The following is a 25,099-nucleotide window of genomic DNA, read 5'->3' as shown; positions in this document are numbered from 1 at the left end:
CAGCGTCATCCACTCAGGTCGTCGTCGTCACCGGGGTAGCGAACCCCGATCTGGCTCCGGGTCTCGTCGAGCAGTTCGAGAATCTCGAGCGTGCCGGCGTGGGGAAGAGCCGGAACCTCGATCAGTCCCTGGCGCAATGCACGCATTACCTCTGCTGCTTCATAGTGGTACCCACGGCCATGCGCGGGTACGTCGACACGCTCCGCTCCGGAGGCGGTCGTACGCACGTAGTACTCGGGGTGGTGGAACCGGTGCGGGAGCTGCAGGCTGCCGTCCGGGCCGCTGATCGACGCGACCCACGGGTTCTGCGAGCGCAGGCCGCAGGTCAGCGCGGCGACCGCGCCGGAGTCGTACCGCCAGGCCATCGCTACGTTCAGGTCGACGCCGTCGTCGTTCAGCGAACCGACTGCCTTCACCTCCGCCGGGCGGCCCAACGCCATGTAGGCCAGGGTCATCGGGTAGATGCCGCCGTCCATCAGCGAGCCTCCACCCAGCGCCGGGTCGAGCAGGCGAACCGGCAATGAAGGTTTGTGGAACGCGAAGTCCGCAACCACCTGCTGCGGCTCGCCGATCGCGCCACTGTGCAGATCCTTGAACAGGGCTTGAATCACCGGGTTCGTACGCATCCACATCGCCTCGGCGAACAGCGTCTTGTGTTCGGTGGCGACCGCGATCAGGTCACGGGCCTGCTTGGCGGTGAGCGTGACCGGCTTCTCGCACAGTACGGCGATACCGGCCTGCAGAGCGGACCGGGCGATCGCGTAGTGCTGCGGGTGCGGCGTACCGATGTAGATCGCGTCGACCGTGCCGGAGTCGATCAGCCGGCGGTAGTCGTCGTACGCGTGCGGGATCCCGAACTCGGCGGCGAACCGGTCGGCGCTGTCCTGCGAGCGGGACGCGACCGCGGTGGCGACGGCGTCCTCCGCGAGCAGCCCCAGGTCCTGCGTGAACTGCGTCGAGATGTTGCCGGTCGCAACGATTCCCCACCGGACGAGATCTATACCCACTGTCTGAACTCCGGGGTCGGGAACGGGCCGTCGGCAGCGATTCTCGCGGTTTCGAAGGCGTGAGCCAAGCGAATGAGCGTGACCTCACTTCGCGCCGTACCGCTGATCGTGAGCCCGACCGGCAGCCCGGAGACCATTCCTGACGGCACCGAGAGCAGCGGGTATCCGGCCAGGGCCGCGTGTGAGGAGGAGCTGCCCAGCACGTGGTCGCCGTTCACCAGGTCGATCGCCCAGGCCGGCGAGTACGACGGGCAGACCAGCGCGTCGAGCTGGTTGTCGCGGAGCAGGTTGTCGATCCCGTCCCGGCCGGCGCGGAGTGCGGTGAGGCGTGCGGCGACGTACGCGGGGGAGTCGAGGCCGTCCGTCTCTGCAGCACGCTCGAACAGTTCCTGCCCGAACCACTGCAGCTCCTGGTCTGCATGCTCCTTGTTGAACGCGATGAGGTCGTCCAGCGTGCGTGGACCGCCAGGAGCCCGGGTAGCGAGGTAGGCGGCCAGGTCGACCTTCAGCTCGTGTGAGAGCACCTGTAGCTGGTCCTCGTCACCACCTGGTGTCGGCAGCGAGAGGTGGTCCACCAACGTGGCCCCGCACTGGCTGAGCAGCTCCAGCGCCCTCTCGGTGACCTGGTCGAGCCCGTTCGAGTAGCCCCACAGAGGACCTCGCGGTACGCCGATGCGTACGTTGCTGAGGTCCGTGCCACGGCAGGCGTCCGTGTAGTCGGTCTGGTTGCCCGTGAGGACCGACAGCAGGGCAGCGGTCTGCTCGACCGTCTTGGTCATCGGCCCGGCGGTGTCCTGCGAGTGCGAGATCGGAACGATGCCCTGCTGCGGAACGAGGCCGACCGTGGGCTTCAGACCGACCACGCCGTTGAGCGCGGCGGGGCAGACGATCGAGCCGTTGGTCTCGGTACCGATCGCGTAGTCGGACAGGCCGGCGGCGACGGCTGCGCCCGAGCCGGACGAGGAGCCGCCGGGCGAGCGGTTCAGCGCGTACGGGTTCCGGGTGAGGCCGCCGTACGCGCTCCAGCCGGAGGAGGACGACGAGCCGCGGAAGTTCGCCCACTCGCTCAGGTTGGTCTTCCCGAGGACGACGCAGCCCGCCTCGCGCAGACGACGTACCAGCGGAGCGTCCCGTGGGGGCGGCGGCTGGTCGGCGAGCGCCAGCGAACCGGCCGTGGTCGGCAGGTCGGCCGTGTCGATATTGTCCTTGACCAGCACCGGTACGCCGTGCAGCGGGCCACGGACCTGCCCTTCCGCACGCTCCGTGTCGAGACGGGCGGCGTCGGTGAGTGCGGCGGGGTTCGGCGTGCAGACGGCGTTCACCGACCGGTCGACATCCCCGATCCGCCCCTGCAGCTCCGCCACCACCGCCACGCTGGAGTCGGTTGAGCTCACCCCAAAGATCCTGCCAGAGTTGGGGAGGTCCGGCTGCCGAGTCAGCGACACGCTTCGTGTCGGGTGGCGGTGAATGACATTGCTGTTGTTCAACACGTACAGTGGCAGGCGGACGGACGATCACCGACCGCACAGGAGTCAGCAGCAGATGGACAGCGCCAACGCCAGCTCTCCCGGCCCCGCCGAAGCTGCGCCGCCCGTTGTCGCGGGGCTCTCCGAACGCGACGGGCAGATCCTCGCCTTCGAGCGGCACTGGTGGAAGTACGCCGGCGCCAAGGAACAGGCGATCCGCGACCAGTTCCAGATGTCCGCGACCCGGTACTACCAGATCCTGAACGCGCTCATCGACCGGCCCGAGGCCCTCGCGCACGACCCGCTGCTGGTCAAGCGCCTGCGCCGCCTCCGCGCCGCCCGCCAGCGCGCCCGCTCCGCACGCCGCCTGGGCATCGAGGTCTGACCATGTTCCGCCGCCTCAGGGCGTGCCTTACTGCCCCACGTCCACGTGTGCCTCGGCAACGGGGCGAGCGAGGGCAGGTGCTGTCGTCCCTGGTCGCCGTGGGCGCGGTCGTGGCGATCGTGGCCGGGCTGCTCGTGCTGTTCGGCACCCGCGCGCACGACAGCAAGGCCGACGAGAAGCCGGCCGCGTCCGGTAAGTCCTCGGGCGGACCGTCGACGGCGGTGGCCAGCATTCCGCGGCCGTCCGAGAAACCGCCGACCCAGCCTGCGACCCAGCCCACGACGGCACCGTCGACAACCCAGCCGACCCAGTCCGCACAGCCCACCCAGCCGCCGGCGGCCACGACGCAGCCGACGCACGCAGTGACCGTCCCGGCCGAGGAGCGGCCCGCGATCGAGGTGTACAACAACACCGCGCGCAAGGGCCTCGCCGACGCGGTCGCGATCCGCGCCCGGCAGGCCGGCTGGATCGTGGCCGGCTCGCCGGACAACTGGCACGGCAAGGTCGCCGAGAGCACCGTGTACTACCCGTCGGGCATGCTCGACGCCGCCAACCAGCTCGCCCACGACCTCGGTGTCGGCCGGACCAAGGGCGCGCTGGACAACATGAAGAAGGATCGCCTGACCGTGATCCTGACCTCGGACTACGTGGGATGACGGCCGGATGAATGCTCCGGTCATCCGTACCGACGCCGGCCACCAGGGTTGGGAGGCGATCGTCTCCGACCCGGCCTCGGCGGTGATCTCGTCGGACTTCGACGGCGTACTGTCCCCGCTGGTCGAGGACCCGGCCCGGTCCCGCCCGGTCGACGGTGCGCTGGACGCGCTGGCCCGGCTGGCGAGGTCCGTGAACCAGGTCGCGATCGTCACCGGCCGGCCCGCACTGGTCGCCACCGAGCTGACCGGCGTCAGCGGCCACCCCGGCCTCGGGCGTCTCGTCGTACTCGGGCACTACGGCCTGGAGCGGTGGGACGCGGCCACCGGCAAGGTGACCAGCGAACCGGTGCCGCCCGGGGTCGCGACGGCCCGGGACCGGTTGCCGGGTCTGCTCCGCGAGGCCGGCCTACCGGATGCGTTCGTCGAGGACAAGGAGAGCTCGCTGGCCGTGCATACGCGGCGGCTGGACGACCCGGCCGGGGCGTTCGAGCTGTTGCGCGGCCCGTTGACCGCACTGGCCGCGGAGACCGAGCTGCGGCTGGAGCCCGGCAACCTCGTACTGGAACTGCGGCCGCCCGGGATCGACAAGGGCGTCGCGATCCGCGGCCTGCTCGCGTCGACCGGCGCCCGCTCGATCCTGTACGCCGGTGACGACCTGGGCGACCTGGCCGCGTTCCGCGCGATCGAGGCGGAGCGCGCCGCCGGGCGTCCGGCCGTACTGCTCGCGACCCGGTCCTCGAACGCGACCGAGCTGATCGACGCCGCCGACATCGTGGTCGACGACCCGAGCGGCGTGGTGACCGTCCTCACGGCCCTTTCGGACGCGATCGCAGCACGCTGAACGCCTGCGTCACGGTCTTCCCGATCGGCTGGATCGGGTGCTCGACGTACCCGCCGTCCTTCAGGTTCGCGAGCCGCTCGAACGGGTTCCGCGACGCCGGGTCCCCGGTCAGCAGGAACGAGATCAGTACGCCGACGACGTACAGCGGCAGCATCGGCAACCCGATCAGGCAGAAGTACTGCCACGAATGCCGCTCCTCGTGCCGCACCAGCTTCTCGTCGTCGAAGTACTCCCGCCCGTTCTTGCTCAGGATCACGTTCCCGATCGTGAACGCCCCCGCGACCGGAAACCCGAGCTTGTACCCGTTCGCGAAGAACAACCCCCGCGGCCCCCGGCTGAACTCAACCCGCCCCAGCGCCCCGACCAACGCCCCCGCTAGCGTAGACAGATTGAGAAAGTTCCCCACCAACTTCACCCACTGCCAGCCAGTCATGGGGTCAGTATCGAGCTGATGTCTCGATGTCGCAATTCTTAGGACACATCGGATACCATGTCCTAAGAATTAAGACATTGAGACATTGAGACATCGGAGCCTGATGACCATCTTCCGCACGCCGGAGCCGGACCTCGAGGATCAGCAGGTCCTCGAGCAGATCCACGCCTACCGCTCCGAGCTGGCCGACGTGCTCCGAGTGCCACGGCGCTGGGTCGGTGGGCTTCGGCGGAGCATGCTGGCCCGGGCGATTCAGGGCTCGAACAGCATCGAGGGATACGACGTCAAGCTCGACGACGCTGCCGCCGCTCTCGACGACGAAGAAGCGTTGAGCGCCGACGACCGTACGTTCGCCGAGATCCGCGGCTACCGTCAGGCCCTCGGCTACGTCCTTGCGATGGCTAAGGATCCGGACTTCCGGCTGGACGTGTCAGCCGTTCGGGGCATGCATTTCATGATGCTCAGCCACGACCTGTCCAAGAGCCCGGGCAGCTACCGGCAGGGCGTCGTGTACGTGCACGACGAGGCCAGCGGCGAGAACGTCTATGAAGGGCCGCCCGCGGAGGACGTGCCCGGCCTGGTGTCCGAGCTGACCGACGACCTGATGGCCGGGGGTACCGCGGACTCGTTGGTGCAGGCCGCGATGGCGCACTTGAACCTGGTGATGATCCACCCGTTCCGCGACGGGAACGGCCGGATGGCGCGAGCGTTGCAGACGCTTGTCCTGTCCCGAGGTGGGATCGGAGAGCCGGCGTTCTCCAGCATCGAGGAGTGGCTGGGCAGCAACACCGAGGAGTACTACGCCGTGCTCGCGGCCACCGGTGCCGGCGCCTGGCGCCCGGAGCGATCGGCCGACCTGTGGGTTAAGTTCAACCTCCGGGCGCATCACATCCAGGCGCAGACGGTTCGGCGGCGGTATCGCGAAGCCGGCAAGCTCTGGCAGGCGTTCGACGAGCTGATCGAGCAGCACGGTTTGGCCGAGCGCGTCGCCGATGAGCTCTTCGACGCCTCGCTGGGATTCCGGATGCGTCGGGCAACCTACGTACGGCGTGCGGGGATCGAGGAGCGGACCGCCACCCGTGATCTGGCGCGCCTGACCGAGCTCGGGCTGTTGCGTCCGGTCGGTGAGACCAAGGGCCGGCATTACGTGATGGGCCAGGCGCTGGCGGACGTCGTACAGACGGTGCTCTCGAGCCGCGACGCGATCGTCGATCCCTACCCCTGGATGCGCGAGCGTTTGGCGTCGGCGCCGAGACCGGCGCGGTAGTTGTCGGTCGGGTGAGTAAGACTTGGCGGGTGAGTTCGGTGGTGCGGGTCTGGCGGGCTGGGCGGGTGGTGGATCCGCATTCGGTGATCGGTGGGTTGCGGAAGGGGCCCGGGGATCCGGCGTACGTGTTCGACGCGGGGCGGCGGACCGTGTGGCGGGCGACCCGGACGCCGGACGGGCCGGTGCTGTTGCGGTTGACGCCGTACGCCGGGGCCGTCGAGGCGGAGGCGTGGGGGCCGGGGGCCGAGTGGGCGCTGGACGGCGTACCGGAGCTGCTCGGGGAGCGGGACAGCTGGGACGGGTTCGAGCCGCTGCCGGAGCATCGGGTACTGGTGGACGCGGCGCGGCGCTTCCCGCATCTCCGGGTGCCGCGGTCGCGGGCTGTGTTCGAGGCGATGGCGGCCGCGGGGATCGAGCAGGTGGTGACCGGTAAGGAGGCGTTCCGCGCGTGGCGGTTGCTGCTGCGTGAGTACGGCGAACCCGCGCCGGGGCCTGGCCGGCAGGGCGACCGGGTGATGATGGTGCCGCCGTCGCCGGAGGAGTGGCGGCTGATCCCGTCGTGGCAGTTCCTGCGGGCGGGAGTCGAGAACCGGCGGTCGCGGGTGGTGCTGACGGCGGCGTCCCGGGCGCGCGCGTTGGAGCGGACGCTCGAGCTGACCGACGGTGCGGAGATCGAGCGGCGGCTGCGGTCGCTGCCCGGTGTGGGCGTGTGGACGGCGGCCGAAGTACGTCAGCGGGCGCACGGTGACGCGGACGCGTTCTCGTTCGCGGACTACCACGTGTCACGGAACGTGTCGTACGCGCTGATCGGCGAGGAGCTGGACGACGACGGCACCGCCGAGCTGATCGAGCCGTACCGCGGCCACCGTTTCCGCGTCCAGCGCCTGATCGAACTCGCCGGCATCGGCCACCCCCGCTTCGGCCCGCGCAAATCGCTGCCGACCCACACCCCGGGAGCCACCCACCGGCTCTGAGATCGCGCGTCTCGGATGGTGGGATCACGGGACACAATATGGACCCGATTGGGTAATCTCGGGGGAGCTCATCCAGAGGGATTGAGGGAAACGGCCCGTTGACGTCCCGGCAACCCTCCCCGCCGTAGGCCCGTCCGGGCCGACAGCGAGGGACCGGTGCCAAATCCGTCCCGCGCCGAGATCCGGCGACCGGGGAAGATGAGGAGGGAACCTCACTCATGAGCCAGAGCGCCCACACCATCCGTGAAGGTGCCTTCGGCAACGGTACGCACCTCAGCTGCCGCGCCTGTGGTGCGAAGTCGCCGCTGGGTCCGTTCTACGCCTGTATGGAGTGCTTCGGTCCGCTGGAGGTCGGGTACGACTACCCGACGATCACCCGCGAACAGATCGAGGCCGGCCCGAAGAACATCTGGCGGTACCAGCCGCTGCTGCCCGTCCCCGTCGACGTGGCGAGCTTCCCGAACACCGAGCCCGGCTACACCCGGCTCGTCGACGCACAGAACCTGGCCCGCGAGCTCGGCCTGCGCAAGCTGTGGGTGAAGGACGACTCCGGCAACCCGACGCACTCGTTCAAGGACCGGGTGGTCGCTTCAGCTTTGAGCGCGACCCGCGAGCTCGGCATGAAGGTCTTCGCCTGCCCCTCCACCGGTAACCTGGCCAACGCGGTCGCCGCAGCCGCCGCTCGCGCCGGTATCCGCTCGGTCGTGTTCATCCCGTACGACCTCGAGCGCCCGAAGGTGATCACCACCGCCGTGTACGGCGGCACCCTGGTCGCCGTCGAGGGCAACTACGACGACGTGAACAAGCTCGCGTCCGAGATCGCCGGTGAGGAGGAGGGCTGGGCGTTCGTCAACGTCAACGTCCGGCCGTACTACTCCGAGGGCTCCAAGACGCTCGCGTTCGAGATCGCCGAGCAGCTCGGGTGGCGGCTGCCGGAGCAGATCGTCGTACCGGTCGCGTCCGGGTCGCAGCTGACCAAGATCGACAAGGGCTTCACCGAGCTCGGCAAGCTCGGGCTCGTCGACGCCACCGATTACAAGGTGTACGGCGCGCAGGCGACCGGCTGCTCCCCGGTGGCGCAGGCGTTCCGGGACGGGCACGACGTGGTGAAGCCGGTGAAGCCGGACACCATCGCGAAGTCGCTCGCGATCGGCAACCCGGCCGACGGGCCGTACGTGCTGGACGTGGCCCGCCGTACCAACGGCGCCATCGAGGACGTCTCCGACGAAGAGGTCGTCGAGGGCATCCAGTTGCTGGCGCGGACCGAGGGCATCTTCGCCGAGACCGCCGGCGGGGTGACCGTCGCGACGCTGAAGAAGCTGATCGCGACCGGGCAGCTCGATCCCGACGCCGAGACCGTGATCATCAACTCCGGCGACGGGCTGAAGACGCTCGACGCCGTGGCCGACCGGGTCGGCCCCAAGGTGACCATCCCCGCGTCGTACGACGCCTTCGTGAAGGCAGGCCTGCAGTGAGTGTGAGCGTTCGGGTCCCGACCATCCTGCGGCCCTACACCCAGGGGGTGTCCGAGGTGTCCGCCGAGGGCGCGACGCTGACCGAGGTACTCGACTCGCTGGACGCGTCGTACCCGGGCATCAAGGGTCGCGTACTGGACGACTCGGGCGAGCTGCGCCGGTTCGTGAACGTGTACGTCGACGACGACGACGTCCGCTTCGCCGACGGCCTCCAGACCGCGATCAAGGACGGCGGCCAGGTCTCCATCATCCCCGCAGTCGCCGGCGGCTGATTCTCCCCCGGTTCCGGGCGTACTCCGTCCGGAACCGGGGCTATCGTCACCGCTATGGCGACGAAATGGACCCTCGGCGGAGACGCCGCCGACCCGCAGCGCCTGGCAGAGTTCTGGGCTGCCGCGCTCGGCTACATCCTGGAACCCGGGTACGACTATCCGGACGGGGCATCGATCGTGGATCCCGAGGACGTCGGGCCTGCGATCGGGTTCCTCCGCGTCCCCGAACCCAAGACCTCGAAGAACCGGTTCCACATCGACATCCGCGTCGCCGGTTCGGATCAGCACGATGCCGCCGCGATCGAACGCATGCGTACCAAGGCGGCTGAGCTCGTGACCCTGGGAGCCGTTCAGGTCCGCGAGGAGTTCTGGGCTCCCGGAGTACTCGCGAACGTCATCATGCTCGATCCCGAGGGCAACGAGTTCTGCGTGGGCTGATTAAGTTCTACGCATGCGTGCTGTGGTGATCGAGGAGTACGGCGTACTGCCTGAGGTTCGTGAGGTGGCGGAGCCTGTGGTGGCGGCCGGGGCGGTCGTACTGAAGGTCGAGGCGACCGGGTTGTGCCGGAGTGACTGGCACGGGTGGATGGGGCACGACTCGGACATCGTGTTGCCGCATGTGCCTGGGCATGAGCTGGCGGGGACGATCGCCGCGGTCGGCGCCGGGGTGTCCGGTTGGGCGGTCGGCGATCGGGTGACGACGCCGTTCATCTGTGCGTGCGGCAAGTGCGAGCAGTGCCTGGAGGGCAACCAGCAGGTCTGCCCGAACCAGCTCCAGCCCGGCTTCAACTACTGGGGCTCCTTCGCCGAGTACGTCGCCGTACCGTACGCCGAGGTGAACCTGGTCCGACTCCCCGACGAGATGGACTTCGCGACCGCCGCGGGCCTGGGCTGCCGTTTCGCCACGTCCTTCCGCGCCGTCCACCAAGTAGCCCAAGTACAGCCCGGAGAACGAGTAGCCATCTTCGGCTGCGGCGGCGTCGGCCTGTCCGCGGTGATGATCGCCTCAGCGTTGGGTGCCGAAGTAACAGCCATCGACACCAACCCAGAAGCGCTCGCACTGGCCCGGACCTACGGCGCGATCCACACAGTTCAGGCTCCTGCTCTGGAGTTGCGCGATGCTCACGTGACCATCGACGCGCTCGGCTCCAGCGACATCGTGCAGCAGGCGTTGCGCGCGCTCCGGCCGCGCGGCCGCCACGTCCAGGTCGGCCTGCTGCCGTCCGGCGTGAACCTCGATATGGGTCGGTTGATCGGCCAGGAGCTGTCGTGGCTGGGCAGTCACGGCATGCCCGCCCACGCCTACCCGGAGATGCTCGAACTAGTTGCCACCGGCAACCTCAACCCGCACGAGTTGATCACCCGCACCATCACCCTCGACCAAACCCCAGCCGCTCTCGCAGCCCTCTCCAACGGCACTCGAGCAGGAGTCACAGTCATCACGCCGTAGCTCTGGACCATGTCAGCCCGTAGGTGCGACGTTCGGATCCCGACCGAGGAGGATCCGATGCCCGAGACGCAATTCGAGCTGAGGGACGTCTGCTTCGCCACCCCGAACGGCATCGACCTTTGCCTCGATGTCCTCGGCCCCACGCCGATGCCGGCCGCACCGCTTCCCGTCGTCGTACGCATCGACGGCTGCCCAGGCTGGGGACCCGGCGATCGCTCAGCCGCACTGCTGCCGTTCGCGAACCCCGTACTCGCCCGGGCCGGCTTCCTGACAGTCGCGATCTCGGTCCGCCACACCGGGCAGGCGATCTTCCCCGCGCAACGACGATCAGTGGGCCGAGTGACCTCCTGCACCCTGGAGGCGAGATGCGCAACGACCGGCCCTCGCCGGTGACCGCGCGGAGACCCTCACCCCGTAGCTACAGCCTGATCAGGTAGACCGTGGGTGGGCGGCCGGTGCGGCCGTGTTGTTGGGTGCCGGTGGGGGCGGCCAGGCCGGCTCGTTCCAGGCGTTTCAGCACGCGGCGGGCGGTGCGGAGTTGGACGGCCAGGTGGTCGGCGACGTCCTGGGTGGTGAGGCCGTCGGGGAGGGTGGCGGTGAGTTCTCGGATCCGGGAGAGGGTCTGCGTGTTCAGGCCGACCCGGCGCGCCAGCAAAGGAAGGCTTTCAGGGCCGCGGACGCTCACCGGCTGCTCGCCGCTCGGCTCGATCACGATCTCGACGTCGTCGGACATCGACACCACCCCGGCGACGGTACCGATCGACGCGGCGCGTCCCACCGCCCGGCGGGCGAGAGCCTCTGCTTCGGCCGCCGTACGTCCGACGCCGAACCCCACGTACGCCGTACTGTGCCGCGCCGCGAGGTGATCCAGCAACGGCATCCGCGAGAACTGCTCCGTCGCCTGCTCCAGCAAACCGCGCGTGGTGACGACCAGATGCCGCCCGTCGGGCAGCGCCGCCAGGCTGCCGCCTAGCGTGATGAGCTCGGCCGCGAGCGCGTCGTCCGGCTCCGGCAGATCGATGACGCCGAGCGCGACCTGCGCGTCGCCGACGTGCTGCCCGGTGGTCGTCAGTACGAGCGCCTGCAGCGTCGAGCGGATCGAGTACCGCGACGGGGCGAGCCGGACCGAGGGCATCTCGTTCTCGATCAGGTGGAACGCGGACCCGAGGCAGCTGATCGCGACCTTCGTGTCGTGCTTCGCGCGCGCGGTCCGGTGGAACGCGACGATGTCGTCCGACGTCAGCCCGGGCCGGTACGGCAGCACGTGGATCCGGTCCGTCGGCAGCTTCGCCTCGATCAGGGTCTCGAGTACTTCGGACCGCCGGAGCGTGTCGATCGAGAACTGGGTGACGTTGTGCCCGAGCCGGAGCAGTTCGACCAGTGCGCGCAGCAGCGTCGCCCCGTCGTACGAGACGTACATCGCCGGCCGGTCGATCGCGCCGGCCTCGGTGGCGATCGTGTACGGGACGACGCCGGTGAACAGGAAGGCGTCTACGTCGCCGTGGGCCTGCCGGACCAGGTCAACGGCCTCGGTCTCGTGCCGGTAGGGGAGCGCGGCGAGCGTGGTACCGCTGGGGGCACCGACCGCGGTCACCCGCTGGACCAGGTCCTCAGGCCCGACGACCCCGACGCAGATCCCCACGGCAGCCTCCGACGACTTCTGGTCCGGCCCTCAAGTCCCGTCATGACGCAGAATAGCGCAGGGTAGGCCCGAGATCTTGACGTCCCGGCCTTGCTCTCCTACTTTCGGTCAGGACCACAATTGCCGCCACCGCTGAACTGTGGTCCTGGGAGCGCAGGTGTGGTGGAGCGTGGGAGGGAGCGCGCCACCTCACTGCCCGTGGAGTTGCTCCAGGCAGCGGATGACCAGCTCCCGCTCGCCGGGCGGGAGGTCCGGGCCGTACGGATCGTGCGCGGCCGCGGCCGGTACCAGCCCTTCCCACTCGGCCGCCCAGAGCATCCGCTGTACGTAGCCCTCGATCGGCGCGTAGAACGTCGCCGCCGCGAACCGGTCCAGCCGCTCCGACGCGGCCAGGAACTCCGAGTGGTCGCCGGCCGTCCAAGCCCGCAGTACGGCGGCCGACAGCTCGACCTGGGCCGACGCGATCCCGACGAGTGCGGTGTCGGCGCCCCACATGAACGACGGGCCGTACATCCGGTCCTCGCCGGTGATCAGCAGCTTCCCGGTACCGCGGCCGGCCCAGATCGCGTCCTGGCAGCCGATCGCCCGGTCCAGCGTCGCGGTCTTCACACCGAGCATCGCGTCCAGCGACAGCAGGTCCCGGATCAGCTCAGGCGGGTACGGGTACCCGCCGGCCGCGCCGTGCAGGTGGAAGCCGACCAGCGGCAGCCCGCTCTCCGCCGCCACCCGCTCGTGCAGCGCCACCGCCTGCGCGTGCCCGTCCGCGACCTCGTTGAACGCGGCCAGCGGATACACCATCGCCGCGTCGGCCCCACCCGCCGCGGCGGCCCGCGCCATCTCGACCGTCGCGTCTGCCGCCTCCTCCAGCGTCGTCGCCTGCGCGGACTTCGGTACGCCGACACCGGCCACGATCGGTACGTCGGTCGACGCGCGCCACGTCTCCAGTACTTTCGCGCGGTCGCCCGGCGACAGGTAGAGCCCGCGTCCGGTGTGCGCCCACACCGCGACGCCGCCGATCGCGTGCCGGGTCAGCGTCACGGCGTACGCGGACAAGGCGTCGTACGCGATCAGGCCGTCGGAGTCCATCGGGGTGACGACCGCGGGGAGCAGCGTGCCGCGGAGCCGTTCTACCAGCGGATGCATCGCATGACCTCTCAGATGTCGTGGCCGAGACCGGGGCGCTTCGGTACGTCGATCCAGCCGTCGCAATCGGCGAAAACGGTCGGGGCCAGCGGGTCCTCGTCGACCATCAGCGGGCCGACCAGATCGGCCGCGACGGTCGCGCCCGGAACGGCCGCGGCCAGGTGGACGGCGGCCAGCGTGGCCACGCCCAGTTCCGGCATCGAGCCTACCTTCACCGCGAGCCCGGCGGCCTCCGCGACGGCGGCGATCTGCAGCGCGCGGTGCAGACCGCCGACCTTCAGGATCTTGATGTTCAGTACGTCGGCGGCGCCGCGGCGGGCGATCTCCAGCGCGTCGTGCAGCGAGTGCATGCTCTCGTCGACCATCACGCGGATGTCGAGGCGGTCGCGGAGCCGGACCAGGCCGGCCAGGTCCCAGCGGGGGAGCGGCTGCTCGAGCAGGTTGAGGCCCGCGGCGCTCATCTTCGCGAGGTACGGAAGGGCGGTCGTGGCGTCGTACCCCTCGTTGGCGTCCAGGCACAGCTCGGCGTCGGCGGGGATCGCGGCGCGGACCGCGCGGATCAGTTCGAGGTCCTTCGCCGGGTCCGGGCCGCCCTTGACCTTCAGGTGCCGGAATCCGCGGCCGGCGTACTCGGCGGCTTCGGCGGCCATCTCGTCGAGCGTGCCGAGGCCGACGACCCACGTGGTCTGCACCCGCTCGCGGACGCTACCGCCGAGCAGGGCGTGCACCGGCCAGCCGCTGATCCGCCCAGCGAGGTCGAACAGCGCGATGTCGAGGCCTGCCTTGGCGACCTGCTGGCCGCGCAGTACGCCGTCCATCACGACATGTGCGCCGGCCCGGTCGAGCGGGTCGCGGCCGACCAGGGCCGGGGCGAGGTACTCCTCGATCGCGGCCTGGACACCGGCCAGCGTCTCACCCGTGTACGCCGTCATCGGGGACGTCTCGCCGATCCCGACCGCGCCGTCCGCGGTGTGCACCTCGACGACCAGGCTGATCAGCTCGTTGCTGACCCCACTGCTGATCCGGAACGGCCGCCGGTACCGCGCGCTGACGACCCGGGTCTTGATCGCGCTGATCGGCGCTGCTGCTCCCCCGTCCGGCAATCCGGCCGGCACTGCTGCAAGACTCATGACCGGCTCCTAGCATTCGGCGCGAAAAGCATTTACGGTCAAGACCGTAAATACCCCGAGCGCTCTCTGTCAACGGAAGGTGGCACCCCCGATGCGGCTGGGTCTGTATCTGAACCTCTACGGCACCCCGGACGAGCGCCCGCAACTCGCGGACGCGGTCGAACAGGCGAAGCTGGCCGAGCAGGCCGGGTTCGAGTGGGTGGTGCTCGGCGAACGGCACCTGCACCGGCCCGGGTACCACGAGATCCTCACGTCGATGACCTGGCTGGCCGCGCACACCTCGCGGATCGGGATCGCGACGGCGGGCATCGTGGCGCCGCTGTACGACCCGGTGGTGCTGGCGGAGACGCTGGCGCATATCGACGTACTGTCCGGGGGCCGGCTGACGGCGGGGTTCGTACTGGGCTACCGGCCGGAGGAGTTCGCGCTGTACGGCGTGACCCAGTCGGAGCGCGTCGCGCGGTTCGAGGAGGGGCTGGAGATCCTCACGCGGTTGTGGACGTCGGACGAGGTGACGTACGACGGAAAGTTCACGTCGATCCAGGAGGCGTACCTCTCGCCGCGACCGGTGCAGTCGCCGCGGCCGCGGATCTGGAACGGCGGCCGGGTGTCCGCCGTACTGGAACGGACGGCGCGGATGTGCGACGGGTGGACGACGTCCTTCAACGAACTGGACGCCGACCTGCCGGACAAGATCGCCGAGTACCGGTCGTACCCCCAAGGCCCTGACTCGCTGGGCCACGAGGTGATCCTGTGCCGCGAAGGCTACTGCGCCGACACGTCCCAGCAGGCCCGCGCAGCCCTCGAGGAGCCCCTCTGCGACCTGTACGACGCCTACACCGGCTGGAAACGTACGTCGACAGACGTGTCCCGCTACACCCAGGGCTGGGACGACATCACCGCCCGCAGCCTGATCGGCTCAAGGTCCGAGTGCGCCGAGCGGCTCGCCCACTACGAACAAATGGGTGCCGACGGCATCATCCTCCGCATCCAACCCCCCGGCATGTCCCAAGCTGACACCCTCCGCGCGATCGAAGCGTTCGGCGAGCTACGCCTTCAGGCCTGACATGGTGATGCTGTCGGTCAGGTAGCGCTGGAGGAGGCCGAAGACCAGGAGGCTGGGGACTACGGTGATGGTGGCGCCGGCCATGACCTGGTTGATGGGGACGGCTTGGCCTTGGAGGGTGGCCAGGCCGACGGTGAGGGTTTGCATCTTGCCGGACTGGCCGATGATCAGCGGCCAGAGGAAGTCGTTCCAGTGCCAGAGGAAGACGAAGATGCCGAGCGTCGCCAGGACCGGGCGGATCAGCGGGAGGACGATCATCGTGAAGATGCGCCACTCGCCGGCGCCGTCGATCTCGGCGGCTTCGAAGAGTTCGTCGGGCAGTTGCCTGATGAACTGGCGCATCAGGAAGACCGCCTGCGAGTTGGCCAGCGTAGGCACGATCAGGCCCCAGTAGCTGTCCACCCAGTTCAGGTTCGCGATCAGGATGTACGACGGGATCAGCGTCGCCTGGAACGGGACCATCAGCGTCGCCAGAAACGCCCAGAACATGATCTCCCGGCCAGGGAACCTCTTCTTCGCGAAGGCATAGCCTGCCATCGACGCGAACAGCAGTACGCAGACCACCGACACGAGTGAGTAGAGCAGCGAGTTGACCGTCCACCGCGGGATGTCCGAGCTGCTCAGGACATTCCGGAAGTTCTCGAGCGTGAAATGCGCGGGGTTCAGCGCACCGGGGAACGTCTGCCCGCTCGGTGGGGCGAACGCGACCAGCACCATCGCCGCGAACGGGACGATGGTGACGATCGCCGTCAGCGTCAGCAGAGTCGGCAAGGTGAGCCGGGCCGTCGTACGGCGACCAGCGGGCCGTGCCTCGACGACCGGGCGGGCCTCGAGTACCTGGGTCATCTAGTCGTCCCTCCCCACGAGCCGGCGCTGTACGAGCGAGACGATCAGCACGATCAGGAACAGCACCAGACCGATCGCGCTGGCGTAGCCGAAGTCGAAGTACTTGAAACCGCTGTCGTAGAGGAAGTACACGAGCGAGTAGCTGGACCGGACCGGCCCGCCGCCCGTCATCACGTACATCGCGTCGAAGACCTGGAAGGCGCCGATGGTCTCGATCACCAGTACGAAGAACAGCACCGGCCGCAGCTGGGGCAAGGTGATGTACCGGAACCGTTGCCAGCTGCCGGCGCCGTCGATCATCGCGGCCTCGAGGTACGACTTCGGTACCGCCTGGAGGCCCGCGAGCAGGATCAGCATCGAGTACCCGAAACCCTTCCAGGCCGAGGTCACCGCGATCGACGGCAGCACGGTGCTCGCACGGCTGAGGAAGTCGATCGGGCCGACGCCGAACCAGCCGAGGATCGAGTTCAGCAGGCCGTCCTGGACGTCGTAGATCCATTTCCAGATCACGGCGGCCAGCACGATGCTGGTGACGTACGGCAGGAAGAACACGCCGCGGAAGAACCCGCGGTTCCACACCACTCGGTGCAGGAGTACGGCGGTGCCGAGCGAGAGTAGGACTGTCAGCGGTACGAAAATCAGCGTGTACGTCAGCGTGACCACGAGCGCGTCGCCGAACATGCTGTCCGACAACAGCCGCTTGTAGTTGTCGAGGGCAATGAACTCCCACCTCCCGCTGATCCGGTAGTCGGTCAACGAGAGCAGGAGGGCGCCGATCACCGGCAGAAACCGGAAGGCCAAGAACAGAACCAGCATGGGTGCGACGAAGAGCAGGCCGACCCATGGGCGTTCGAGCGCGCCGCGCCGCCCTGCGGGCGACGCGGCGCGGGAAAAGAGGCGGGGCCGACCCGGCTGGTGAGCCGGGCCGGCGGCGGGTCCCGCCCGACCCGCCGCCGGGGTTGGCCGGTTGGCCTCGGTCAACGTTGCCTCGAGAGCAGGTCGTTGGCCTGCTTGGCGGCGTCGTTCAGGGCATCTTGCGGCTGCTTCTTACCGGTCAGCACGGCCTGGATGTCGGTGCTGAGGAGCGACATGATCTGCCGCGCGGCCGGGTTCGGGTCGCCCGGTACGGCGTACTGCAGGGCGGCGGCGAACTTCGGGGCGTTCGGGTCCGCGAGCTCGGACTTCGCGTCGGCGCGCGGCGAGTAGGTCCCGGACGCCTTGGCCAGCCCGTCGAGCTGGGCCGGCTGCAACATGAAGGTCAGGAACTTCTTCGCGCCGTCGATGTTCGCCGACGCCGCGTTCACCACCAGACCACCCGGCAGCCCCAGCGCCGCCTGCTTCTCGTCCTTGAGCGGCATCCCGATCTCGACGTTCGAGGCGCCCCAGGTCTTGGCGACCGTAGTGGCGTCGGCGAGCACGGCGCTGAACGACATCGCGACCTTGCCCTTGCCGAACGGCGAGTCGGCGGCCACGTTGCCCGCCGTCAGCGCGGTCTTCGGGATCGCGTCCTCGTCCCAGAGCGTCTTCAGGAACGTCAGCGCCTTCACGCCCGGGGCCTGGTTGAACGCGACGCTCTTGCCGTCGTCGGCGAACACCTGCCCGCCGGCCTGCCACAGCAGCGGGTAGAAGTTCAGGTTCAGCGTCGCCTCCGGCGAGGCCGAGTAGTCCAGCGTCTGGAACCCGGCGGCCTTCAGCTTCGGTGCCGCGGCCTTGACGTCGTCCCAGGTCTCCGGCGGCTTGGCGATCCCGGCCTTGGCCAGCACCGTCTTGTTGTACATCGTCGTGGTGACGGTGTGGTAGATCGGTGCGCCGTAGATCTTGCCCTGCACGGTCAGGCCGGAGATGGCCGACGGCAGGAACTGGTCCTTCAGCGGGCCGACCACGTCGTCGACCGGCTGCAGGCTGCCGTTCGCGACGTACTGCGGGATCTGGTCCGGGATCATCGGCAGCACGTCCGGGCCCTTCTTGCCGGAGAACGCGGCCGCGAGTTTCTGGTCGCGGTCGGTCCAGGGCTGCTGCTCGATCTTCAGGTCGATGTTCGAGTTGGCTGCCTCGAAGTCGGTCTCGACCTTCTTCCAGTACGTGTCGTTGGCCGCCTTGTCGGCGATCACCGGGTACATCCAGAGCGTGAGGCTCTTCTTGCCCCCGCTGTTGCCGCTGTCACTGCCGCCGCAGGAACTGAGCGCTGCGGCGAGCACGAGCGCCGTGAGTGGTGCCGCGATGCGGCGGACGGTGAGTTTCATCGTACCCCCAGGTGTCCGGAAGTCAGGGCCGGAATGAGTTGAACCGAATAACGGTCAGGACCGAAAGTAACCGGGGCGAATTTCGGCTGTCAACGGCTGATATCAATCCGGAACAGCTCGGGTCCCTTCGTCATCAGCAGTTGGTGATCTCCACGGACGCCGAGCCGGGAATGGGCGTGCTCGACGAACAGCGCCGGGACCGATTTCGCCCCGGGCTCGATCCGATAGATCTTGTTCAGGTCGATACTCACGTAAACCGCCTCCGAGGTCGCGACGATATCGCCGCTGGAGGTCGTGGTGCCGAGCGTGAAGGACCGCTTCAGCTTGCCGTTGTCCGGGGAGAGCGCGAACACGGTCTTGCCGGCCACGCCCCAGAGCAGGCCGTCCGGCCCGATCGTCACGGACGAGACCGTTGCCGCACCCGGCACCGGCACGGTCTCCCACAGCTTCTTCTTGTTGGCGACGTCCCAGGCGAATACTGTGCCCGCCGTGCGGGTCGGTGGCGTCGTGACCAGGCCGCCGGCGATCGACGTACCGCCGTACACGATGCCGCAGTGGGCGGTGAGGCCGTACACGGACTCGTCCTGGACCACGTTGCGGTACTTCTCGCTCGCCCCGGTCTTCGGGTCGTAGATGACCAGCGCGCCGCCGAGCCGGTCACCGTCGGGCACCGTACCCACCGCGATCTTGCCGTCCACCTCGACCAGCGTCCGGGCGCGGGTCTGGAAGATGTCCGGTTTCAGGTTGAGCAGCTGCACCGGGTTGTCCGGCGTCCCGGGCGGTCCGGGGGAGTACTCCGGGCTGCTCCACGGCTGCGTGGGGTCGTACGAGTAGAGGCGGGCCTCCGGGTACGCGCCGACGTACACCTTGCCGTCGGAACCCTCCATCAGCGCCTCGACCTGCGAGAACCGGTTGAACTTGGCCTCCCCGGTGTCCGGGTTGACGACGGACACACCCCCGTTCAGGAAGCCGCCGGCGTAGATGCTGTTCTTCCCGCCGGCCACGGCCAGGATCTGGATCGGCTCCCGCCGGACCTTGGTCTGGAAGATCTCGGACTTGCCGGTCTGCGGGTTGTACCGGAACTCCTCGCCGCGCCAGAGCGTGCCGACCACGCTGGTTCCCGGATAGTCGGGCAGGTTCAGGTCGGCGTACCCGATCGCGCGGGCGTTCTGGATCCGGCCGGTGAACGTCAGGCCGGTACCGGTGAGCGTCTTCGTCGCCGGGTCGTACTTCTTCAGCTCGCTCGCCTGGATCATGTAGATCGCACCGTTCGCGCCGATCGGCGAGATGTCCAGGCCGTGCTCGTTCGGGATCGTGTCGACCCAGGTCCGCGACGCGATGTCCCAGACGTACAGCGGGCCGGGGAACGCGGTGCTGACCCGGGTGTACATCCGGCCGCCGCGGACGTTCAGGTCGTAGACGACCTGGTTCTTCGGGTCGCCCATCCCGGGCGGCGCCGGGATCTCGGTGACCGCACCGGTGGTCACGTCGACCTCGGAGAAGTAGGCGTCCGGCTCGGAGCCGGTGTAGAGCTTGCCGTTCCAGTAGTCGATGCTCTTCACGTACCCCTGGCCGGCCTTGATCGTGCCGTAGTCGCGGACCGCGCCGGTCGCGTGGTCGTACCGGAACACCTTGCCGTGCGGGTAGGTACCGCCGTACACGTTGCCCTGCTCGTCGACGGTGATCCGCAGGATGAAAGTCTCGCCGGCGAGCGGCTGTCCGAGGTCCTCCACGGTCGTCGCGCCGGGCTTCAGCCGGTACAGGTGGCCGTTGTAATAGGTGCCCGCGTAGATCGTCCCGTCCGGTGCGGCGGAGACCGCGTAGCTGCCGTCGCCGCCGGGCAGTGCCGCGGACAGCAGGCTGTCGCCGGTGGCCGGGTCGATGGCGTTCAGGTACGCCGGAGCCCCGCTGGACACGTTCCAGATCGCGGTCTTGCCGTTCGGGCCGGGGGCGACGGTGCCCCCGATCAGCAGTACGTCGGACAGCGGAACGCCGAGGGAAACGACCGTCGCCGTCGGTGGATTGTGCCCCGCCTGGGCCGGTGTGGCGAGCGTGGTGACGAACAGGGCGGTGACGGCCAGGGCGAGAAGGGAGCGGACTGATCGCATGCGGTTGCCTCCGGGGTGCCGTATTTACGGTCCTGTCCGAAAGTGAAGCGCTCGCGGCGTGACGAAGTCAACCACTCAGCGGAATTTGCAGTTACTGGCAGCGGCGGGCGCGGTTACGGCCTCGGCCGTTAAAGGTCAGGCAGCTTACTGAGCAGCTCCTGGAGCATCTCCCGGGTCGCCGCGAGGTAGCTGTCGTCGCGCTGCAGCGCTCGGCGGAACGCGGCCAGCTCGGCGGGCGAGATCGTGTTCGAGAACGTGCTGACCTCGGTCAGGTCGAGGCGCCGGTTGAACAGGTGCACGGTGTCCCGCCAGCGGTGCAGCAACCCGACCAGCTCGGCGTCCTTGTGCAGGCCGAGCGCACCGGACACCAGCGCGAGGTCCACCGCGGACACGATCAGCCGCGGGTACACCTGCCGGGTGGTCGGCGCGTCCGGCGAGAACCGTGGGTCGTTCAGCAGCCGGGTGTTCTCGTGCAGTTCGTCCGCGACCGCTCGCAGTACCTCGGTACGACGCTCTGCCTCGGAGGTCAGCCGTTCCACGAAGATGCCGGTCAGTCCGGCGACCAGCGTCAGCGAGTTGACCGCCGGCTCCCAGCGCGAGTTCCCCGGCCAGATGAACCAGATGATGCCCAGGACGAACGCGACCGCGAGGAGCCCGTACGTGACAAAGCTGACGAACCTGCGGAGGTTCACCCCTCGACTCACACGGACCAGATGTCGTCGGCGAGGGTGTGCGGGGTCTCGCCGGCCGCCTCCGGTGCGAGCAGCAGCAGCTCCAGACCGAACGGGTTCGCCCGGCGGGCGTACCGGAACTGGGACTGGATTGCCTCGATCGGGGTCAGCTGGCACGCCTCGGTGAGCCGCTTGAGCCGGTCGGTGGAGTACTTCCTCGTGGTGTAGAGCCGGATCGTGTCGCCGACCGGGAGTACCACCTCGGTGTGGTCGGGCAGTTCCATCCGGATCTCTTCGCCGGTGTCGTTCTGCCAGAGGATCTTGACCAGCAGCGCGTCGTCGTCCTCGACCGCGCCGATGAACCTGACCAGCTCGTTGCTGATCTTCAGGTCGGTGTTGTACCGCAGGGCGCTGGTCACGAACTCCGCGAACGCCCTGGTCTGGTGGTACTCGTCCGCGGCCGCGTCGGCGGTCTCCTGGTCGAGTCGTGTCGTACTGGCGACCTCGAGCAGCAGGCGGTCCTGCGGCCGCAGAACCCGGGTCAGGGTGCCGAGCAGTTCCTCGTCGCTCTCGAAGTTGGCCAGCGTGTTGCCGGTCAGCGTGAACAGGATCGGGTCGTCACCGACCAGCCGGGCCAGCATCTGGGCCAGCTCGTCCATGTTGTCGTCGATCGAGAAGTCCAGCTGCACCGGTAGCACCTGGGACACCGGGAACCGGGCGCCGCGGACGGGCTCCAGCGTGCCCATCCGCAGCATCTCCGAGCTCATGTCGACCGGGATGTAGTACATGTCCGGGTTGTTCCGGCGCATGTCGCCGAGGATGGTCCGGTCCTTCACGCCGGTGCCGACGCCGAGGCTGACCAGGTGGAAGCCGCCGTTCTCGAAATGCGTCCGGACCTTGCGCCAGTGCCGCTGGAACGACTCGGCGCCGGCCTTCATCACCAGGTAGAACGGGTCGTTGGTGGCGTTCGCCCAGGCGATCGTCGGCGCGATCCCCCAGTACGAGAAACCGGACGTGATCCGTTTGCCGTCGCCGGAAGCCGAGAACGGGCCGCGCAGGTCACCGGTGAGCGTCGCCAGCTTGTCGGTCTGGTCCTCACCGACGAGCAGCAAGGACCAGGCGAAGTCGTCGTCCGCCAGCGCATGCTCGAGCTTCCGGATCACGGGTACCGGATCGGCCACGTCTCACCCCTCACACGATGAGAGGTCAGGTTACCGTTTACCGGACCGTACCGCTGGTGGAGGACGTCTGGGAGTCCTGCGCCTACTGCGCGGCGCTCGGCGGGCACATCGCCGCGTTGGAGGACGGGGCACGGAGAACCCCACTCCGAGCCCCGTCCTCCGCCTTGCGCTGCACTCCGCCGAGCACCTGCTCGCGACGGCGCAGGACTCCCAGACGACCTCAGACCGGAGTGACCGCGTCGGCCTCTCGTCCCTTGGGGCCGTCGACGATCTGGAAGTCGACCTGCTGGCCGTCCTCGAGGGTCTTGTACCCGTCGGAGACGATCTTGCTCCAGTGCACGAACACGTCGTCCTGACCGTCGACGGCCAGGAAGCCGTAGCCCTTGTCCGCGTTGAACCACTTCACGGTGCCGCGCACCATCGAATCTCCTCGACCACGGAACCCGCTCTACCCAGGCCCCTCGCGACCAACAAGCTTAATCGAGCCGCCGGCAACCAGCGCGACAGCCACCAGTGCCGCGCTCACCCAGAGCGGTCCACGGAAGCCGGACACGCCGATCGCGAGCCCGCCGAGCACCGGCCCGGCGGCGGCGCCGACGTTGAGGGCGGCGGTGGCCAGTCCGCCGGTCAGGACCGGGTCCTGGGAGCCCGCATACAGCGCGTACGCGATCAACGTCGACCCGACCGCGAACGACAACGCCCCCTGGACCAGCACCAGCACGATGGACGGTACGACGTACGCCGATGTCAGCGCGTATGTGATCCACCCAAGCAACAGGATGCCCCCGGCAACGAACACGAGCCGGTGGTCGCGACGGTCGGCGTACCGCCCCGCGACCGTCACGCCCGCGAACGAGCCGAGGCGAGATCGAGACGCCCAGGTCCTGGGCGATCTCCGGGCCGAGCCCGGAGAGCATGAACTCGGAGGTCGCCTGGGCGAAAACGGCCAGGCCGAGCAGATACAGCACGAAAGGCATGGAGGTACTCCGTAACCAGAGGAAGACGGCATGAGTCGTCTCCGGCCGGTTCCGGGGTCGTCACGGAACGGCCGGCGGTTACGGTCTGTCCGCCTCCGGGCTGGTCACGCCCCGAAGCCTAGAGAAGCTGCCTAACGCCGTCCACCGAGTTCCCCGCGGGGTCAGCCGCGGTGCGAGGCGGCCAGGCCCAATAGCCCGGCGGTGACCAGCAGGAGGGCGCTGGTGACGCCGAGGTCGTCGGTCTGCAGGACTCCATTGTCGGTGAGCATCCAGATCGTGGCGGCACCGGTCAGGACGGTGCCCGCCACCACGCCGGGTACGTCCGGCCTGGTCTTGCGTTGCTGGCTCATCCGCGTTCCACCTTGATGCTGCCCAGTTTGAGGCTCACGTCCACGATGACCTGTTCGCCGGCCTTGCCGTCGGCGCCCTGGTCGTTGAGGGTCAGGCTCGCATTATGGCCGCTGTGGTTGTCGTTGAGGAAGGCAACGTCTCCCATCTCGGTCGACAGTTGCCCCTTCACGTCGACGTCATTCGGGACCTTGACGATCACCTCGCCGACGCCGCCACGTACGTCCACCTTCGCGCCGTCGGCGAACTTCGCCTTGGTCAGGTCCAGGTGCACCGACCCGGCGTCGAAGTTGTACGTCGACCCGGTAGCGGTGATCGTCGTACCGACCGGCGCCACGTAGTTCGTGTCGGCGAAGTTCCGCGGCACGTTGGTGAAGACCGTACTGACGACCGCACCCGCCGCGAGCAGGATCCCGAGCGGGAGCAGGCCGAGCGTCCGGCCGACGAACCCGCCGATCAGCATGCCGGCGCCCAGCGTTGCCACGCCGATCACCAGCATCGTTGCAGTGGACGCATGGGCCAGCGCGGCGATACCGATCGCGAGGCCGGTCAGGACGACGACGATCGACTTCACCCCGCGCATGCCCTTCGCGGGCGGCGCAGCCGGAGTGGTCGTGGCCGTCGTACCGCGACCGCCGGCCGGCTCGTCGACGTACAGGCCTAGGGGGTCGTCCTCGGTCCACACAGGCTGGACCGGTTCGACGGTGCGGTCCTGGGGTCGCTGTGTGGCCGAGGACGACGGGCCCGCCGGGGGAGCTGACGGGCCGGTCTGAGGAGGCGTGTACGCCGAGGTGAACTGCTGGCCGGAGCCGGCCGGGGACGTCGTGTCCTGCGGCCGCATCGGCTGCCCGTACTGAGGCGGCTGCGGCTGCGGCGGCTGCTGCGGCCCGTGGTTCTGTTTGTTGCCCTTGCGGTGCTTGGCGAGCAGCCAGATCACCGCCACCACGATCACCGGACCGGGGACGAAGTGGCCGAACTTGAACGACGACATGGTCGCGATCGCCGCGAACAGGCAGATCCCGATCACCACCGGCCAGAACCACGGGTGGTCGGTCCGGATCTTGTCGCCGAGCACGCTCTGCACCGGCGCCCGGTCGCTGCCCTCCTCGGGCATCAGCAGCCAGGCGGCCAGGTAGAAGACGATGCCCGGGCCGCTGATGATCAGTACGGCCATCACCACGCGGACCAGCACGGGGTCGATGTTCAGCGAACGGCCGATACCGCCGCAGACACCCGCGACCCAGCGGTCCGACCTGCTGCGACGCCAGCTCTGCGGGTTCTGCAGGCGGTCGCGGTCGAACCCGGCGGGTCCACTCTGGTTCTGCTCCATGCCATCGATACTCACACCAGTTTCCCGCCGCGAACATCGGGGATGCACCCTGACGGCCCCCGGAGTGGCCCGAAATCGGGGTTCACCCCGAGGCGACCCTGAGCCGGCCGGGCAGGCGTTGAGGAGGCGGCCGGGGACAAGCCCGCTGGTGTCGGGCCGGTCCGCATGTGACGATCGTGGTGATGAGC

Annotated in this window: 27 protein-coding genes and 1 riboswitch; of the genes, 11 read left to right on the top strand and 16 right to left on the bottom strand. The window is 68.8% G+C overall.

The genetic code is table 11. The features are described from left to right. Positions 1–5 precede the first annotated feature (5 nt). Both ACZ5BU_RS18460 and ACZ5BU_RS18455 read right to left on the bottom strand, forming a co-directional pair. Entirely contained in the window at positions 6–1,007 is a 1,002-nt protein-coding gene (locus ACZ5BU_RS18460; protein WP_465700341.1) for a Gfo/Idh/MocA family protein, read from the bottom strand. Next, complete coding sequence (locus ACZ5BU_RS18455) at positions 998–2,401, bottom strand: amidase (protein WP_465700340.1); 1,404 nt, start codon at positions 2,399–2,401, stop codon at positions 998–1,000. The genes ACZ5BU_RS18460 and ACZ5BU_RS18455 overlap by 10 nt, the downstream gene beginning before the upstream one ends. A 148-nt stretch (positions 2,402–2,549) precedes the next feature. Here ACZ5BU_RS18455 and ACZ5BU_RS18450 point away from each other — a divergent pair, with 148 nt between their 5' ends. The 3 genes from ACZ5BU_RS18450 (at position 2,550) to otsB (ending at position 4,355) form a co-directional block, all read left to right on the top strand. Continuing rightward, positions 2,550–2,858: a DUF3263 domain-containing protein gene (locus ACZ5BU_RS18450; RefSeq protein WP_465700338.1), complete on the top strand. Its 309-nt coding sequence runs from the start codon at positions 2,550–2,552 to the stop codon at positions 2,856–2,858. A 77-nt stretch (positions 2,859–2,935) separates the two neighbouring features. Further along, a complete protein-coding gene (locus ACZ5BU_RS18445) occupies positions 2,936–3,514 on the top strand; it encodes a LytR C-terminal domain-containing protein (RefSeq protein WP_465700337.1) in 579 nt (192 codons plus the stop codon). A gap of 7 nt (positions 3,515–3,521) precedes the next feature. Beyond that, positions 3,522–4,355 (top strand): trehalose-phosphatase, encoded by an 834-nt coding sequence (gene otsB, locus ACZ5BU_RS18440; protein WP_465700335.1) that lies wholly within the window; start codon positions 3,522–3,524, stop codon positions 4,353–4,355. On the opposite strand, the gene ACZ5BU_RS18435 is transcribed toward otsB, so the two are convergent. Beyond that, on the bottom strand, positions 4,321–4,722 hold the full coding sequence (locus ACZ5BU_RS18435) for a hypothetical protein (RefSeq protein ID WP_465700334.1): 402 nt from the start codon (positions 4,720–4,722) through the stop codon (positions 4,321–4,323). The two genes, otsB and ACZ5BU_RS18435, sit on opposite strands and share 35 nt — an antisense overlap. 169 nt (positions 4,723–4,891) lie before the next feature. Here ACZ5BU_RS18435 and ACZ5BU_RS18430 point away from each other — a divergent pair, with 169 nt between their 5' ends. From ACZ5BU_RS18430 to ACZ5BU_RS18400, 7 genes are all read left to right on the top strand, one after another. Beyond that, entirely contained in the window at positions 4,892–6,055 is a 1,164-nt protein-coding gene (locus tag ACZ5BU_RS18430; RefSeq protein WP_465700332.1) for a Fic family protein, read from the top strand. A 29-nt stretch (positions 6,056–6,084) separates the two neighbouring features. After that, the gene (locus ACZ5BU_RS18425) at positions 6,085–7,029 is read left to right on the top strand and encodes a DNA-3-methyladenine glycosylase family protein (RefSeq protein ID WP_465700331.1); all 945 of its coding nucleotides are present in this window, start codon (positions 6,085–6,087) and stop codon (positions 7,027–7,029) included. 65 nt (positions 7,030–7,094) lie between these two features. Further along, positions 7,095–7,234, top strand: a riboswitch (SAM riboswitch). Between the two features lie 13 nt (positions 7,235–7,247). Then, the gene (thrC, locus tag ACZ5BU_RS18420; RefSeq protein ID WP_465700329.1) at positions 7,248–8,504 is read left to right on the top strand and encodes a threonine synthase; all 1,257 of its coding nucleotides are present in this window, start codon (positions 7,248–7,250) and stop codon (positions 8,502–8,504) included. Then, positions 8,501–8,776: a ubiquitin-like small modifier protein 1 gene (locus ACZ5BU_RS18415; protein ID WP_465700328.1), complete on the top strand. Its 276-nt coding sequence runs from the start codon at positions 8,501–8,503 to the stop codon at positions 8,774–8,776. Before thrC ends, ACZ5BU_RS18415 begins: the two co-directional genes overlap by 4 nt. A 54-nt stretch (positions 8,777–8,830) precedes the next feature. After that, the gene (locus ACZ5BU_RS18410) at positions 8,831–9,214 is read left to right on the top strand and encodes a VOC family protein (protein ID WP_465700327.1); all 384 of its coding nucleotides are present in this window, start codon (positions 8,831–8,833) and stop codon (positions 9,212–9,214) included. Positions 9,215–9,227: 13 nt separating this feature from the next. Next, the gene (locus ACZ5BU_RS18405; protein ID WP_465700325.1) at positions 9,228–10,226 is read left to right on the top strand and encodes a zinc-dependent alcohol dehydrogenase family protein; all 999 of its coding nucleotides are present in this window, start codon (positions 9,228–9,230) and stop codon (positions 10,224–10,226) included. 57 nt (positions 10,227–10,283) lie between these two features. After that, entirely contained in the window at positions 10,284–10,619 is a 336-nt protein-coding gene (locus tag ACZ5BU_RS18400) for a hypothetical protein (protein ID WP_465700324.1), read from the top strand. A gap of 25 nt (positions 10,620–10,644) precedes the next feature. Here ACZ5BU_RS18400 and ACZ5BU_RS18395 read toward each other — a convergent pair whose 3' ends face one another. The 3 genes from ACZ5BU_RS18395 to ACZ5BU_RS18385 form a co-directional block, all read right to left on the bottom strand. After that, positions 10,645–11,868, bottom strand: coding sequence for a hypothetical protein (locus tag ACZ5BU_RS18395; protein ID WP_465700322.1), 1,224 nt, complete (start codon positions 11,866–11,868; stop codon positions 10,645–10,647). A 189-nt stretch (positions 11,869–12,057) separates the two neighbouring features. Continuing rightward, on the bottom strand, positions 12,058–13,011 hold the full coding sequence (locus ACZ5BU_RS18390) for a dihydrodipicolinate synthase family protein (protein ID WP_465700320.1): 954 nt from the start codon (positions 13,009–13,011) through the stop codon (positions 12,058–12,060). 11 nt (positions 13,012–13,022) lie between these two features. Further along, positions 13,023–14,141 carry a mandelate racemase/muconate lactonizing enzyme family protein gene (locus tag ACZ5BU_RS18385; protein WP_465700318.1) on the bottom strand — a complete coding sequence of 373 codons (1,119 nt, stop codon included), beginning with the start codon at positions 14,139–14,141 and terminating at the stop codon, positions 13,023–13,025. 91 nt (positions 14,142–14,232) lie between these two features. Between ACZ5BU_RS18385 and ACZ5BU_RS18380 the strand changes: the two genes are divergently transcribed. Then, positions 14,233–15,207 (top strand): LLM class flavin-dependent oxidoreductase, encoded by a 975-nt coding sequence (locus ACZ5BU_RS18380; RefSeq protein ID WP_465700316.1) that lies wholly within the window; start codon positions 14,233–14,235, stop codon positions 15,205–15,207. Here ACZ5BU_RS18380 and ACZ5BU_RS18375 read toward each other — a convergent pair. From ACZ5BU_RS18375 to ACZ5BU_RS18330, 10 genes are all read right to left on the bottom strand, one after another. Next, positions 15,190–16,053: a carbohydrate ABC transporter permease gene (locus ACZ5BU_RS18375; protein ID WP_465700314.1), complete on the bottom strand. Its 864-nt coding sequence runs from the start codon at positions 16,051–16,053 to the stop codon at positions 15,190–15,192. The two genes, ACZ5BU_RS18380 and ACZ5BU_RS18375, sit on opposite strands and share 18 nt — an antisense overlap. Then, a complete protein-coding gene (locus ACZ5BU_RS18370; RefSeq protein WP_465700312.1) occupies positions 16,054–16,869 on the bottom strand; it encodes a carbohydrate ABC transporter permease in 816 nt (271 codons plus the stop codon). Positions 16,870–17,030: 161 nt separating this feature from the next. After that, positions 17,031–18,296, bottom strand: a complete 1,266-nt coding sequence (locus ACZ5BU_RS18365; RefSeq protein WP_465700310.1) for an extracellular solute-binding protein — start codon at positions 18,294–18,296, stop codon at positions 17,031–17,033. Positions 18,297–18,385: 89 nt separating this feature from the next. After that, on the bottom strand, positions 18,386–20,404 hold the full coding sequence (locus tag ACZ5BU_RS18360; RefSeq protein ID WP_465700308.1) for a ligand-binding sensor domain-containing protein: 2,019 nt from the start codon (positions 20,402–20,404) through the stop codon (positions 18,386–18,388). Between the two features lie 128 nt (positions 20,405–20,532). Further along, complete coding sequence (locus ACZ5BU_RS18355; RefSeq protein WP_465700306.1) at positions 20,533–21,096, bottom strand: hypothetical protein; 564 nt, start codon at positions 21,094–21,096, stop codon at positions 20,533–20,535. Between the two features lie 8 nt (positions 21,097–21,104). Next, a complete protein-coding gene (locus tag ACZ5BU_RS18350; protein WP_465700304.1) occupies positions 21,105–22,256 on the bottom strand; it encodes an L-histidine N(alpha)-methyltransferase in 1,152 nt (383 codons plus the stop codon). 220 nt (positions 22,257–22,476) lie between these two features. Continuing rightward, the gene (locus tag ACZ5BU_RS18345) at positions 22,477–22,677 is read right to left on the bottom strand and encodes a cold-shock protein (protein WP_465700302.1); all 201 of its coding nucleotides are present in this window, start codon (positions 22,675–22,677) and stop codon (positions 22,477–22,479) included. Positions 22,678–22,704: 27 nt separating this feature from the next. Then, the gene (locus ACZ5BU_RS18340) at positions 22,705–23,100 is read right to left on the bottom strand and encodes an MFS transporter (RefSeq protein WP_465700300.1); all 396 of its coding nucleotides are present in this window, start codon (positions 23,098–23,100) and stop codon (positions 22,705–22,707) included. A gap of 294 nt (positions 23,101–23,394) precedes the next feature. Then, entirely contained in the window at positions 23,395–23,583 is a 189-nt protein-coding gene (locus tag ACZ5BU_RS18335) for a hypothetical protein (RefSeq protein WP_141858343.1), read from the bottom strand. Next, the gene (locus tag ACZ5BU_RS18330) at positions 23,580–24,911 is read right to left on the bottom strand and encodes a PspC domain-containing protein (RefSeq protein ID WP_465700298.1); all 1,332 of its coding nucleotides are present in this window, start codon (positions 24,909–24,911) and stop codon (positions 23,580–23,582) included. The genes ACZ5BU_RS18335 and ACZ5BU_RS18330 overlap by 4 nt, the downstream gene beginning before the upstream one ends. Between the last annotated feature and the right edge of the window lie 188 nt (positions 24,912–25,099).

The organism is Kribbella sp. NPDC031520 (genome assembly GCF_055580825.1).
This window is presented reverse-complemented; position numbering and strand designations above follow the sequence as displayed.

Excerpts from the sequence above, each read along its gene's own strand:
- ACZ5BU_RS18430 (WP_465700332.1), top strand. The coding sequence starts at position 4,892 with ATGACCATCTTCCGCACGCCGGAGCCGGACCTCGAGGATCAGCAGGTC.
- ACZ5BU_RS18335 (WP_141858343.1), bottom strand. The coding sequence starts at position 23,583 with ATGAGCCAGCAACGCAAGACCAGGCCGGACGTACCCGGCGTGGTGGCG.
- ACZ5BU_RS18400 (WP_465700324.1), top strand. The coding sequence starts at position 10,284 with ATGCCCGAGACGCAATTCGAGCTGAGGGACGTCTGCTTCGCCACCCCG.
- ACZ5BU_RS18385 (WP_465700318.1), bottom strand. The coding sequence starts at position 14,141 with ATGAGTCTTGCAGCAGTGCCGGCCGGATTGCCGGACGGGGGAGCAGCA.
- ACZ5BU_RS18450 (WP_465700338.1), top strand. The coding sequence starts at position 2,550 with ATGGACAGCGCCAACGCCAGCTCTCCCGGCCCCGCCGAAGCTGCGCCG.
- thrC (WP_465700329.1), top strand. The coding sequence starts at position 7,248 with ATGAGCCAGAGCGCCCACACCATCCGTGAAGGTGCCTTCGGCAACGGT.
- ACZ5BU_RS18380 (WP_465700316.1), top strand. The coding sequence starts at position 14,233 with ATGCGGCTGGGTCTGTATCTGAACCTCTACGGCACCCCGGACGAGCGC.
- ACZ5BU_RS18375 (WP_465700314.1), bottom strand. The coding sequence starts at position 16,053 with ATGACCCAGGTACTCGAGGCCCGCCCGGTCGTCGAGGCACGGCCCGCT.
- ACZ5BU_RS18390 (WP_465700320.1), bottom strand. The coding sequence starts at position 13,011 with ATGCATCCGCTGGTAGAACGGCTCCGCGGCACGCTGCTCCCCGCGGTC.
- ACZ5BU_RS18410 (WP_465700327.1), top strand. The coding sequence starts at position 8,831 with ATGGCGACGAAATGGACCCTCGGCGGAGACGCCGCCGACCCGCAGCGC.
- otsB (WP_465700335.1), top strand. The coding sequence starts at position 3,522 with ATGAATGCTCCGGTCATCCGTACCGACGCCGGCCACCAGGGTTGGGAG.
- ACZ5BU_RS18360 (WP_465700308.1), bottom strand. The coding sequence starts at position 20,404 with ATGCGATCAGTCCGCTCCCTTCTCGCCCTGGCCGTCACCGCCCTGTTC.
- ACZ5BU_RS18405 (WP_465700325.1), top strand. The coding sequence starts at position 9,228 with ATGCGTGCTGTGGTGATCGAGGAGTACGGCGTACTGCCTGAGGTTCGT.
- ACZ5BU_RS18345 (WP_465700302.1), bottom strand. The coding sequence starts at position 22,677 with ATGGTGCGCGGCACCGTGAAGTGGTTCAACGCGGACAAGGGCTACGGC.
- ACZ5BU_RS18330 (WP_465700298.1), bottom strand. The coding sequence starts at position 24,911 with ATGGAGCAGAACCAGAGTGGACCCGCCGGGTTCGACCGCGACCGCCTG.
- ACZ5BU_RS18365 (WP_465700310.1), bottom strand. The coding sequence starts at position 18,296 with ATGAAACTCACCGTCCGCCGCATCGCGGCACCACTCACGGCGCTCGTG.
- ACZ5BU_RS18370 (WP_465700312.1), bottom strand. The coding sequence starts at position 16,869 with ATGCTGGTTCTGTTCTTGGCCTTCCGGTTTCTGCCGGTGATCGGCGCC.